The sequence below is a fragment of the Flavobacterium lacus genome (genome assembly GCF_003268815.1).
GTDB classification, from domain to species: Bacteria; Bacteroidota; Bacteroidia; order Flavobacteriales; family Flavobacteriaceae; genus Flavobacterium; species Flavobacterium lacus.
On the sequence record NZ_QLSV01000018.1, the window covers coordinates 40,212 to 53,387 of the forward strand.

10 protein-coding genes are annotated in these 13,176 nt (G+C 37.2%); 4 read left to right on the plus strand and 6 right to left on the minus strand.

The features are described from left to right. Position 1: 1 nt before the first annotated feature. Together B0I10_RS14825 and B0I10_RS14830 are read right to left on the minus strand one after the other, a co-directional pair. Positions 2-1,378 carry a RagB/SusD family nutrient uptake outer membrane protein gene (locus tag B0I10_RS14825; protein WP_112087300.1) on the minus strand — a complete coding sequence of 459 codons (1,377 nt, stop codon included), beginning with the start codon at positions 1,376-1,378 and terminating at the stop codon, positions 2-4. 12 nt (positions 1,379-1,390) lie between these two features. Continuing rightward, complete coding sequence (locus B0I10_RS14830) at positions 1,391-4,390, minus strand: SusC/RagA family TonB-linked outer membrane protein (protein ID WP_112087301.1); 3,000 nt, start codon at positions 4,388-4,390, stop codon at positions 1,391-1,393. Between the two features lie 705 nt (positions 4,391-5,095). On the opposite strand from B0I10_RS14830, the gene B0I10_RS14835 reads away from it, so the two are divergent. Then, positions 5,096-5,341: a helix-turn-helix domain-containing protein gene (locus B0I10_RS14835; protein ID WP_146740377.1), complete on the plus strand. Its 246-nt coding sequence runs from the start codon at positions 5,096-5,098 to the stop codon at positions 5,339-5,341. 23 nt (positions 5,342-5,364) lie between these two features. Here the strand turns inward: B0I10_RS14835 and B0I10_RS14840 are convergent, their stop codons facing one another. Together B0I10_RS14840 and B0I10_RS14845 are read right to left on the minus strand one after the other, a co-directional pair. Then, positions 5,365-5,646 carry a hypothetical protein gene (locus B0I10_RS14840; protein WP_112087303.1) on the minus strand — a complete coding sequence of 94 codons (282 nt, stop codon included), beginning with the start codon at positions 5,644-5,646 and terminating at the stop codon, positions 5,365-5,367. 17 nt (positions 5,647-5,663) lie between these two features. Continuing rightward, the gene (locus B0I10_RS14845) at positions 5,664-6,122 is read right to left on the minus strand and encodes a hypothetical protein (protein WP_112087304.1); all 459 of its coding nucleotides are present in this window, start codon (positions 6,120-6,122) and stop codon (positions 5,664-5,666) included. A 592-nt stretch (positions 6,123-6,714) separates the two neighbouring features. Between B0I10_RS14845 and B0I10_RS14855 the strand changes: the two genes are divergently transcribed. After that, entirely contained in the window at positions 6,715-7,395 is a 681-nt protein-coding gene (locus tag B0I10_RS14855) for a S24 family peptidase (RefSeq protein WP_112087306.1), read from the plus strand. 778 nt (positions 7,396-8,173) lie between these two features. On the opposite strand, the gene B0I10_RS14860 is transcribed toward B0I10_RS14855, so the two are convergent. After that, positions 8,174-9,043 (minus strand): hypothetical protein, encoded by an 870-nt coding sequence (locus tag B0I10_RS14860; protein WP_112087307.1) that lies wholly within the window; start codon positions 9,041-9,043, stop codon positions 8,174-8,176. Next, a complete protein-coding gene (locus tag B0I10_RS14865) occupies positions 9,018-10,022 on the minus strand; it encodes a type IV toxin-antitoxin system AbiEi family antitoxin (RefSeq protein ID WP_112087308.1) in 1,005 nt (334 codons plus the stop codon). Before B0I10_RS14865 ends, B0I10_RS14860 begins: the two co-directional genes overlap by 26 nt. A gap of 1,833 nt (positions 10,023-11,855) precedes the next feature. Between B0I10_RS14865 and B0I10_RS14870 the strand changes: the two genes are divergently transcribed. Together B0I10_RS14870 and B0I10_RS14875 are read left to right on the plus strand one after the other, a co-directional pair. Beyond that, a complete protein-coding gene (locus tag B0I10_RS14870) occupies positions 11,856-12,392 on the plus strand; it encodes a DUF2975 domain-containing protein (RefSeq protein ID WP_112087309.1) in 537 nt (178 codons plus the stop codon). Positions 12,393-12,395: 3 nt separating this feature from the next. Continuing rightward, positions 12,396-12,608 carry a helix-turn-helix domain-containing protein gene (locus B0I10_RS14875; RefSeq protein ID WP_112087310.1) on the plus strand — a complete coding sequence of 71 codons (213 nt, stop codon included), beginning with the start codon at positions 12,396-12,398 and terminating at the stop codon, positions 12,606-12,608. The last annotated feature ends 568 nt before the right edge of the window (positions 12,609-13,176 follow it).

A 13,176-nucleotide genomic window follows, 5' to 3' on the forward strand; every position in this document is an offset into this window, starting at 1 on the left:
ATTAATACCCAGCATTTTGAGGAGTTAAATTTGGATTCAACAACAATTCATTTTCAGGTATCGGAAACAAGGCATCAGTTGTATTCCAACCTGGTTTTACAGAAGTCAACACTGAATCTAATAAACCCAACCGCTTTAAATCAAAAAAACGATGGCCTAATTCTGTAAAAAATTCCATCTGCCGTTCTTTTAAGATACTACTTTGCAGTTCTGCTTTCGTCAGAGCAGTAGTATTGGCCAATCCAACTCTATTCCGTATAATATTCAAATCGTTTCTACTTAAATCCAATAAATTCAGTTCGGCATTGGCTTCTGCTCGTATCAAATACATTTCTTCCAAACGGAACTGTATCGAATATTCCATCGATGTGCTGGTATCATTGTTTAGTTTATATTTAAAAGCGTGGTGAAAAGTAGCCGAACCATTTGTAACGCTCTTAACCCAATTGATTCCCCGTAAATCGTTGGGCTCAAAACCGGAAACCAACCCTTCTCGCAAGGCTCTTGCAGGGGGTGGAACAGCCGTAAAAATAAAACTCTTAGCATCCAGGGTATTTTTCCCTTCAGGGGCAGCCATCAGTTGCCAAATGGTGCTTGGACTATTTCGTAAAAAAACATTGTTTAAATCTGCCGCCAAAGTATAAAGTGTGGTATTGTTAATCACATTACTAGCCTTCTCCTTGGCCAGCTCCCATTGCTGATTGTACAAATAGAAACGAGCTTGCAAGGCGAGTACGGCATTTCTGTTCGGCCGAACGCGATGCGGACCAACGTAATTATCCGTCAACAACTGTTCTGCACGTTGCAAATCAGCTTCCAACAACGCAAAAACAGCACTATTGCTTTGCTTTCCAAGAGTGGTATTCTCCCGATAATCGGTAGTAGTCACATAAGGGATGGCTCCAAAGAGTTGATTCAAATAAAAATGCAAATACGCTCTAATAAATAACGCCTCACCTATTAAACGATCACGATCCGTTGGAGCCAATTGGGTTGAATCTTCTACGCCTTCAAGAACTGTATTGGCGGTATAAATCAAATTGTAGGTGTTTCGCCATAGTGCTAGAACAGTTGGATTAGCCGCTATTAAGTCATTTTGATTAAACAGTAGTTCTTGAGAACTGGCAGAATAACAATCAAGTTCATCAGCATAATTACCCAAGAGCACACTTAAACCGCTTACATCACCCGTGACCAGCACATTGTTATGCATGCGTGTATAAACCGAAACCAAAACGGCCTCGGCAGTACGAACATCTTCAAAAACCAACGCACCGGATAATTGCGTGTCGGGAACTTCAACTTCTACAAAATCTTCACAGCCCACTAGGCCTAAAAGTACAGTCAATAGAATAAAATAGAATTGCTTCGTTTTCATGGTAGTTTTTTTTTAAAAAGTTAATTGAGTGCCAAGGGTTAGAACACGCAAAGGCGGAATGCGAATACCGGAATAATTCTCAGGGTCTAAACCGCGATAGTTGGTAAAAGTTAACACGTTTTGCCCTTGTAAATAAAGCTTGCAATGCCATTTTTTTGCGGTAGGCAATGTGTAACTCAGAGCAATGTTTTTTAAACGAATGAAGGACGCATCACCAAAGGCAGCATCACTATTCCGATAAAAGGAATAAGCATTGGTGGCTTGGGTATTAAAACCTGCACTAAAAGGTTGTCCTTCATTCAACACATCAACAGATTGATTCACAGAAAGACCGGGCATCGATTTATAGTTATTAAAATTTGGCCCTGTTTGTTTCACAAACTGAAACAGGAAATCCAACTGCCATTTGTGATAGGTAAGCGTGTTTTGAAAACCACCAAAAAATTCAGGAGTTAAATCAACCACTTTTTTGCGGTCATCATTCGCTCGAATCAATCCATCACCATTAAAATCTTCAAACGTATACAAGCCCGTTTCACTATCCAAACCATTATATTGATAGACCATACGAATATTTAAAGGTTCTCCCAAAATATATTGATTGGCAAAAGTTGATCCTTCCAAGTCAGGAAAGGAAACCAATTCATTTTTGGGAAAAGTGAGGTTAAAGGATGTACTCCATGAAAAATTTGCTCTGTTAACATTCTTCGAAGACCATTCCAATTCAAGACCGGAATTTTCGACTTCGGCAGGAAAATTAGATTGAACGCTCGTAAATCCTGTCGTGCCTGGCAATGGAATGCCGACCAACTGATTGCCTGATTTGTTTTTAAAATAAGCGGCGGTAACAGAAATACGGTCGTTCAAAAACCCTAAATCCAAGGCGGCTTCCCATTTTGTATTCGTTTCCCAACTAAAGTCGGGATTAAATAAGCGAGTGGGTTGCAATCCAATAATCCCCTGATAAGGCAAACCATTGGAACTAAACGTGTCCAAGTACTGGTAATCACCAATTTGATCATTGCCGGTCGTACCATAACTACTGCGTAATTTTCCAAAACTTAACCAAGGGAGGTGTTTTTCAACCAGTGCTTCTTTGCTAAATAACCACGCCGCACCCACTGCACCAAAGTTGGCAAACTGTTTGCCCGGTCCAAAACGACTCGAACCATCACGTCTACCCGTTAAATTTAAAATATACCGCTCGTTAAAAGTGTAATTCATCCGGCCAAAAACCGCATTGTATTTATAAACACTATTGCTATTGTTCAGTATGCGAATCACGTTGGCAGCAGAGGGATTATAAATCAAGCTATTACTTGAAAATCCCGTTGCTTGTAGAGCATACGTACCGAAGTTACGCTCTTGAAAAGTAGCCCCGGTCAATAGGCTAAGAGTGTGGTTTTGATAGGTTGTAGACCAGTGCAATTGCGGTTCCAAACTCCACGACTGCTGATACCCCGCATTCCTGACCAAAAAGGAAAAAGAACTGTCCAGCCCAAAAGCAGGGTCATAGAGTGTCGAAGGTGATATTTTTGATTCGGCCAATCGCGTATCAGAAAAACCGGCCATGGTTCTAAATTCAAGATTGGGTAATAATTGATAGGAAAGCGACCCTCCTACATTTAAAAAGTTTGTCTTTGCTACGTATTGTTCAAAATTTTGACGAATGGGGTTATTCCAAGTAGAATTCTCCCAGTTCAAATTCCCATCCGCATCATAAAGTGCCGGTGCATTAGGAGCTAAATTAATGGCATCCAAAGTCAAATCAGTTCCCGGTAGATTATTCTTATCTAAAACATATTGAACAGAGAGATCTAACTGTAATTTTTGATCCGCAGAACGGTGATTGCCCGAAAATTGAAAAGCGGTTTTCTTGTACGCAAAATCACCGTGAAACACCGAGGTCTCTTGATAGTTAGTCATTTTCAAAAGCAATTTTGTAAATTCAGAACCCCCCTGTATACCCACATCCACTTGACGATGCTGCGACGTGTTGCCAATCAATTCCTTCTGCCAATCCGTATACCGATTCTGGTCCCACGTACCATTAATGTCATGGGCAAAGGTTGGATAAGTAGCGATGCCATCATTTTCAAACGCTTGCCTACGCATCGCAAGGTATTGTTCCGTATTCATTAAATTTAATCTTCTGGCAATTTGTCCAACACCCGAAAAGACATTGGCGGTCAAAGTAGTCTTGCCCGATTTCGCTTTCTTCGTCGTAATCAACACCACGCCATTAGCTCCCCTTGAACCATAAATCGCCGTCGCATCGGCATCTTTCAACACCTCAATACTTTCAATATCGGCAGGATTCAAAGTACTCAAGGCATTCACGCCTGCCCCGGGCAAGATGGAACCCGACAAAAAAGAGCTATTCCCCAAGCTCTCCGTGCCCAAAGGCATCCCATCAATAATATACAGCGGACTATTTCCATCTGCACGCAAACTGTTCCGCCCCCGAATCTGTATATCAAATCCGGCACCTGGCACACCACTGGTTTGCGTAATACTTACACCAGCCATTCTACCTTGCATCGTAGCCAATACATTGGTCACCGGCTGCGTCTCAATATCCTTCGCCGTAATCCGCGAAATACTCCCCGTCCGCTCCTTATCCTTCACCGAATAATATCCCGCATTCAACACCACTTCCTTCAATTGCGTCGTGTCTTCCTCCAAAGTGATACTAAAAATCGTTTGATTGCCTACCCCTACCTCCATCGTTTTATACCCCATGTAGGAAAAAACCAAAATATCGGTAGCAGTAGCAGTAATCGAAAATTGTCCGTTTTCATCGGTCAACGTGCCCGACGTTTTACCCTTAATAAGCACCGTAACCCCCGGTAAAACGCCCTGAGCATCCCGAACAGTTCCCGTAATAGGTTGTTGCGTTTGTTGCCACATAGTAAGTGGACTTCCGTGCAATGCACCGCAAATTAACAATAGGCCCACAAGCCATAACTGCTTTAATAGCGTACTTCCTTGGTTATTCAAAAATTTATTCATAAAATTGGTTAGTTAAATGAGACATTCGTTTTGTTTGATCCGGTCCTCTAAGTTTGTTTGCCGACGAGTTAGAGGGCCATTTTTTTTTTTTGAGGTCCTGAGTTGCTGAGGTCCTGAGGTGCTGAGGTACTTTATCGCCAAATTCCTGAGACGCATACATACTAAAGTGCTTAGCTCCTGAGCCCCTCAGTACCTTACCTTAGTGCCTTAGTACCTCAGCACCTCAGCACCTAACCCAATTATTCACCATAGGCATACATATTTAAAAATTAATAAAACAGAAAACTACCGCCCCGCCAAAACGAAAGCGGCAGTATTTCCAACTAACTAAAAAATTAACAAAAAGACCGTGACGCGAAACGTTCAGAAGAAAAGCAGTGCTAAGAATAAAAGTGAGTACCAGTGGGGAATAAAAAAAGCGTGGAACTCAGCTTAAACGCTATCAAGGCACTGGTATACCCTACGCACGAATAAGAGAGCCCACGCCAGAGGACGTGAGCATCATACTTATGATCTCGTGCGTTAAAAATTACCAGTTTTTGATAACGAGATTCAAAGCGAATGCTTCAATGTTTTATTTGAAGAATCGCAAAATTATTATTTTTTAAATCCAAAATGACCTAAAATGCTTCAAATATATATAAAAAAAATCATTATTGTCATATTTGACAATTATTTTTTTGAATTTCAATGCAATTTCACTTCGTGAAAGAAAATAATAAAAAATATTTTATCGCTTTTGGCCTTAATCTACAACGCTTAATAGTCAAACATAATAAAGATGTTATGACAGTAGCTTCACTCGGAAAAATTGAGCCTAAGCAAGTCTACAGAGTCTTACGCGGTGAGCATGCTGCATCGCTGGGAACCATTATTGCGCTTGCAAAAGGTTTGGAAATTCACCCAAAAGAACTTTTCGATTTTGATTTTTTTCTAGATCCTGAAAGTTAAAAAATGCAACGTCTTTCCTTATTTCATAATTTTTTTTCTTTTTTTAAAATTACCTCATCTAAAATAGTAGCTTCATAAAAAGGTAACAATTGTAAAACAATCTCTACTAGCGTTTTTAAATTTGTTTTAGGGTCAATAACATATTTTGACGCGTTGTTTTCCTCTGATTCCATTACCATTAAAATTACCTTTAAAAGGTCTGCTATCGTAAAAAACAATTCGTTATAATCTGCTACTTGAATTTTAACAAAATAATCTGACGAAGTATCGTCATTTTTTTCTAAGAGGTATCGCACTTTTTCCATACTACTTAATTTCAATATTAATATGACACACTATTTTTATAGATACTAATTTTATGATTAACTAACAAGTTACTTTCTTCTATGAATTTTTCTAAAATATTTTGAAGCGTTAAAATTTCCGTATCATGCAGCAACAGGGGCTTATCTTTTCTAATTTGTGACGGATTCTTGACCAACAATTCAAATACTCTTTTTTCGTTTTCATCTTTTGACAGAAAAAGATTGCTTATCAAATCTGTAAAATGACTACAGATATCAAACAAATAATTCAAATGAAAATAGGTGGGGTAATAATTTAAAAAAACACCTATAAGACCTAAACATATTTGTTCAGTTAACTGATGAAAATTAAATAAAATCACCCCCGTTTTAGTTGGATTTCTAATTCCTTTAGCAGCCTCTAAAAAAGCAATTGCCGTTGTTCGTTTTATTGTCCAAAAATCAATTAAATAATTTAAAGGCGGTTTCGGATTCAAAGATTGAATTGAAATAATAATTGGAGTTTTTGAAAATTAAATTCCCGGATTTCATAATGTTGTAAAAAAAGAAGCTTTGTTTTTCAGTTAATTGTTGTAAATGAATTTCCCGATGTAAGTAAATTGTTGCTGAGGAGCTTCCTTCCGTAACTTTCTCAATTTGATCCTGTATGAATGCTATTCCGTCTGGATAGCTTTTAATTGTAAATACTAATAAATCAAAATGAGATTTTAAAACATTATCTTGATTCTCATCACTGAAGCAACTGCTTTGTCGATTAATTAGTAATCGTTTCCCAAAAATGTAAATGCGACTTACACTTAAATGATTAGTAATTACCTCTGTTATTGAAATTAATGCGTCTTTTTTTGTACTAGGGCTTTGTGGAGTAGATAGTATCATAATATTATGGCTTAAAGTTTAATATTCAAATTGAATTAAATTGATGATTGGAAACATGGGATTCTAAATAAAGTATATATGATTAGTCATTTTTATTATTTTTTTATATTTTTGTTGAAGCCATAAAATTCGATATATTTTTCGAAATATGCAATTTTTTTCGAATCTTTTTTCGAAATTTTTTTAACCATGGGAAACATTAACAGTAAAATAGACAAAATTGCTGAGAAATATTTCGGAGGCAATAACTCCGCTTTCGCTAAAGCAATGGGCACAAATGAAGCGAATATCAGAAATTACAGAAATAATACAATTCCTAAACTTGACTTTATAATCGCTGTCAAGGAAAAGCTCGGAATAAGTTTCGAAATCTTGTTAGGTGATAATGAGACAATCGAAACTTCACAAGTGAATGAACCACCATCATTGTTAGATTATTCCAAACAAACCCTTATTCCCCTTTATGACTTAAAACAAGCTGGTGGACTAAAAAAATTACTTTCATTAAATAAAAAAGAGTCCATTGTGCTCGGCTATATTTCACTTCCTGATGCACCTAAATGTGATGGTGCACTAATAGCTTTCGGTGAGGGGATGCATCCTTTGATAAAAAATGGTGATTACCTTCTTTATAAAAAAGTTGAAACTAAATACAACCAGCTCTTTTATGGAGAAATGTACCTATTGAGTATCGATGTTGAAGGAGAAGAATACATCACATTCAAATACATTCAAAAATCTGAAACAAACCCTGATACCATCGTATTGGTTTCTTTCAATCAAAATTTTCAAACTAAGGAGATTCCTTTTGCAAATGTTAAGGCATTGGCTTTGATTAAAGCAACTATTAATAGGACAGGTATGCTCTAATGCGTGTTGATTATAATCGGAAGTTTTTTTTCAAATAGGCTCTCTATTAAAATACTATTTTTTCCAGTTTAGCTTCGTCGTGTGCTTTGAAGGCGTTGCTTTTTTTTAAATGATTTTCCAAAGTTTCCATATCGTTTGCTACAAGTACAATACTGGATTCATATACGCTTGATAACATTCTTATATAAATGGAGAACCATCTTTTTGTTGGTCTTCTTAATGCTCCCGAATAAGCATTGCAATACACTGTTGAAATGATGTTTCCCTGCTACCCGAGGTCTTCCAACAGCACACTGCTAGGCGAATGTCTCTGACTTTGCCGTAAACCCCTGCTGTCCTGCGTGTTCTACCTTAGCACGCTGCTCGGCGAATGTCTCTGTCTTCACCGCAAAACAAATAAAGTCACTTAAAAAAAACCTCATTTTTAAACCTCACAACACAAACTTCTCCTTCCGATGCCAACTCAAATTTTGAACAGAAGGATAATGTGTAAACGCCTGTGGTAAAGCAATGCGTTTCCCCGCAAATTGCATTATGCCATAAGGGCTTGGGTTTTCTTTGACAGTAGGTGAAATGCGAACAATATAATCTTCGGTAATAGTAAGCAGCCTCTATCATAAGCCAGCTTTCTCAACTTCTGGCGAACCTTCTATGGTAATTGAATCCAATAACGAATTAGGATAAATTAATTAAAGAGATCTTCTTGCAGCCCATCTATAATAGAACACATCTCCAGCACGCGAGTATCCAACTAAATCATTTGCCATCTTTTATTTGATTAAACCAATTGATCAATCATATCAATGTAACCTAGTCGTATATAAGTCAATAAAGAAATATTCTCATCAACATTATTTCCAAAGAATTCAGACATTATTTTTCCTATTTTACTTGTACTGGGAGAAATTATATTCTCGCTAATTAAATTCAATATCCTTTGATATAGCTGTTCATTGTTTATTGTTATTTTAGCTATTTCACGTCCCATTACCCTTGCCGCCAGTAAGTTCAATGGCGTATCATCACCAAACAAATCGTTATGGTTATCATAAATTTCGTCAGCATACATTTCAAAAAAATGATTAAGAATTTTGCTGATATCCTTAATGTCATCACTTCTAATTTCTGGTCGATCTTGATATGCAATTAGCTTAAGTAGCACAATGCCGGGTAATGTACAAAACTTGAAAGTGTGTTTTTCTTCTATTTCCGCTGTTGGTAAACCAAAGTCATAAATTTCTTGAAATGCAGGCATATTTACACTAGTTAATCCTCTTCCTTCAACTGAAACACTATTACCTTTACCCTCTATCGCCCCAAAAGGCAGTAAGTCAACTTGCACAAAACCTTTCCATTTCAATACAAAAGCATTGCCTTTATAATCTGAAAAGCCTTCTACTTCTAGTAGGTATTTTTTCAATTCGTCATAGGTCGCTTTGTCATTTATAAATACGGCAAAGTCAATATCTCCTGTTATTCTACTTGGGGGAATATCATTAATTGCCGTCATCCACACATCTCGAGCAACCGCACCAACAAGATAAAAATCTATTTCAAATTTATTCAGCCCTCGTTCTAATGCTAAGAGCATTTCAGAAATGGCAGGTTCTTGTCGTAATTGCTTAAAATTTATTTTGTAGGTACTCATCGTATATTTTTTGTGCAGTTTCTGTGCATCTGCGGTCTCCTTTGGCAATCAAATCCGCATAAGCTAAGAGTGGTTGAACTACGTTGTCATTCACTTCATCGGTAATCCAAAAGGTTTTAAATACTTTTACGTTGCCTTGAATATCAGGAACAAGGCGATAATTTTTAATTAAATCCGTTCTTTCTTCTGTGGTATAAAGAGTGAGTTCTTCCGGACGCAGGTAATTTGTAAATAAATCACCTGCAGGTTCGCCACCCCAAAACGTTTGACCTCTTTTTATGGGGATATTTTTCCAGTTATAAAAATCATCCGGTTTTAAGAATCGAAAGCTTCCTATTGCTAAAGTAGGTTTTAGTTTTCTTTCATAATCTATAATCCACTTTTCAAGAAGTTTTAGCTTATTATCCAATTTGTAGTCATTTTTGGTTAATTGTATCAAATAGCCTTCTTGTTTTAATCCATTAAATATATTGTTAATATTGCCAAGTCCAGTGCCTGTATAAGCAGCAATATCTCTATAATTCCAATTTACAATTTCTTCATTGAGAAGAAATTGATAAATTACTTTTAATCCTGTTTTTGTAAATGCTCTATTACCTCCTGTATTGGTAGCTAATTCGCGGTTGCGTTTGCCATTTATATTAACATAGAGACCATCGTGAAATAAAAACATATTGCCGTTGGCCTCTAAATAGTTGATGCGTCTATTCTTTAATTCCTGTTTGACCTTTGGAAATATCCGATTGGCAACTACTAAAAAAGGATTCTTTTCTTTGGCTAGATGTTCAAAGTAATCAACGTGCATTGCACGTAATTCCTTTTTGACATCCACATTAAAATGCACTGGAGGGTGATACTTAAAATGAAGTACTAATTTTCCATCTATTCTATTATCATCAGTAATATCTTTCCATTCTCCTGTAATATCTTCCTCAACAAGGTTATGTAATGCGTACTGTATTATTTCCTGTTCGTTCATGTTGTTCACGTTATACTAGCGTTCACGAAAACGTGAACGGATATTATTTGTGAACAAATATAAAACTATTATTAATAAAAATAGCAATGGTAGCACTTTTTTATTGCTAGAGGTTGAAGTCAGCAACCCAAATCTACAAAAAAATACGATTGAAAGTTAAAAGGTTTGACTAGTCTAGCTATTCTCTACTTCTAATAATCGTAATATTCTCAACCGGGAGATTCAGGGTATAGGGAAGTTATATGATGGGCAAATCATATGCTAAAAATGCTGCTTTTTTAAAAAAAAATTTAAACTTGAAGGATTTAAACTTGCATTCAATATAAAGTCTGTGTCTTTTTTTATAAATAAAAGGGGTTTATTTATTGTTGTTCGTTTTGAATGTTATTTATCTTTGAGGTAACTTAATAGTAGTTCGCAATATTCCTTTTAAAGAACCCGTCATGTTTGTAACAAATAAGTTAGATTGGAAAACCTACGAATCCATTACAAAGCATATCTATGAAACTTTAGGAAAGCAACCAGCTACCCCATACTATCCTTAGTGTTCTAAATTAGCACATTGCTAGGCGAATGTCAATTAGCTCCATCGGCTATAAGAGCGAAATATAAACCCATGCTACCCTAAGTCTCAAAATTAGCACGCTGCTCGGCGAATGTCTCTGACTTCCCCGCAAAACAAATAAATTTCCTTAAAAATCAACTGCCTTTTTAACCTCAAAGAACAAACCGCTCCTTCCGATGCCAACCCAAATTTTGAACAGAAGGATAATGCGCAAACGCTTGTGGTAATGCCATGCGTTTCCCCGCAAACTGCATCAACCCTCGAAGGGTTCCAAACCCTTCGAGGGTTAATTCCCCAACCCGCCGCGGCGAAAGGAAAAAAACCGTGCTCAAAACAAATGAACGCTCACAATTAAAAGATATCCTCTATTGAAATGCAATCTGATTTTGCTCCTGCCTAGGCAGGCCGGGGCAACAAAATCAATAGCACAAACGAAATCCTATCCTCTCCTGAAATACACTCTGATTTTGCTCCCTTTAGGGCTGGGGCAACAAAATCAGGTGGAAAAATTATATTCACTACTTTGTTTTTTTCTTTCCCCGACCCTAAAGGGAGGAAAAAAACCGTGCTCAAAACAAATGAACACTTACAATTAAACGAAATCCTCTCCTGAAATACAATCTGATTTTGCTCCTGCCTAGGCAGGCCGGGGCAACAAAATCAATAGCACAAACGAAATCCTATCCTCTCCTGAAATACAATCTGATTTTGCTCCTACCTAGGCAGGTCGGGGCAACAAAATCAGGTGGAAAAATTATATTCACTACTTTGTTTTTTTCTTTCCCCAACCCGCCGCCACGAAAGGAAAAAAACCGTACTCAAAACAAATGAACGCTTACAATTAAATGATATCCTCTCCTGAAATACAATCTGATTTTGCTCCTGCCTAGGCAGGCCGGGGCAACAAAATCAGGTGGAAAAATTATATCCTCTACTGAAATAAACGCTGATTTTGCCCCATTACCCATAACCGACAACAGACAACAGACAACCACCACCCATCCCCGACCTATAAAGATTCGCTGACCACAGTGTATTTTAGAAGGAACACTCCTCGGAACGGGGTCAGAAGTTATGCAGGACAAGTACAGCAAATCAAACCACATGAAGGGATTGCTATAGCGGTGTTCTAAGTTACCACAAAGCTAGACAAGGTTAGTATTTCTAGCAGCAAAAAAAAACCAAAAAACATTGAATAAAAATACATATTTATTGTTTATCAATAATTTTTTATTATTTTTACAACATAATTGTAAATCAATCTCATTATGTCAAAAAGAAATAACATCATTTTTAAAGGCTTGCACGTAATAGCTTATATCATTTTTGTAGGCTTGTGCATTGAAGCCGGGGCTGTGTTGGTGAACCTTGTATTTAGTCTTATCAAACCCGAGGTTATAGCTAACTTATATCAAAAATTAGATTTAATGGACATGTATGTACAAAGCCAACCAACTTTTTTTGGCATGTTTGGTTTTATTTTATCCATTGCTGTTTTAAAAGCCTATCTTTTTTATGAAGTCATTGTGCTCTTACACAAACTAGACCTTGAAAAACCGTTTAATGCATTTGTTTCGGCACAAATTACAAAAATAAGCTACACGACCCTTTCGATTGGACTGCTGAGTTATGTAGCGAAACAAATCGCTGAAAAACTAGTTGATGATGGATTTAACATGGATGCCTTGCAGGACTTTTGGTTAGACAGTCAAGCGTTTATCTTAATGGCGGCGGTAATTTATGTTATTGCTACTCTATTTGCAAGAGGCGTGGCCATGCAAGCAGAAAACGAATTAACCATTTAACTTATGGCAATAATCGTAAATGTAGATGTGATGATGGCCAAACGGAAAATGTCGTTAAACGAACTTTCTGCCAAAGTAGATTTAACCCTATCCAACTTATCGATTTTAAAAACCGGAAAGGCAAAAGCCATTCGATTTAGTACGCTTGAAGCCATTTGTATAGCCTTGGATTGCCAACCGGGCGATATTTTGGAGTTTGTGGCGGATAAAGAATAATCGATAAAGACTGTTTATGAAATCAGGTTCAACTTTTTTATATTTTTACCCGCCCCTTCCGATGCCAACCCAAATTTTGAACAGAAGGATAATGCGCAAACGCTTGTGGTAATGCAATGCGTTTCCCCCCAAACTGCATCAACCCTCGAAAGGTTCCAAACCCTTCGAGGGTTAATTCCCCAACCCGCCGCGGCGAATGGAAAAAAACCGTGCTCAACACAAATGAACGCTTACAATTAAATGATATCCTCTACTGAAATACAATCTGATTTTGCTCCCTTTAGGGCCGGGGCAACAAAATCAGGTGGAAAAATTATATTCACTCCTGAAATACAATCTGATTTTGCTCCTGCCTAGGCAGGCCGGGGCAACAAAATCAGAAGGAAAAATGAAATTCACTCCTACAACAAACCCCACAACCTACAACAGACAACAGACAACAGACAACCCACCCCCTAAAATTCAGGAATCTCTGTATCGTCCTAAAAAAAGTTTACAGTTTTTAATTAAATCCTAGTATTGGTTTACGGTTCATTTTTAATCCTGTAATTGGTTTACAATTATAGTG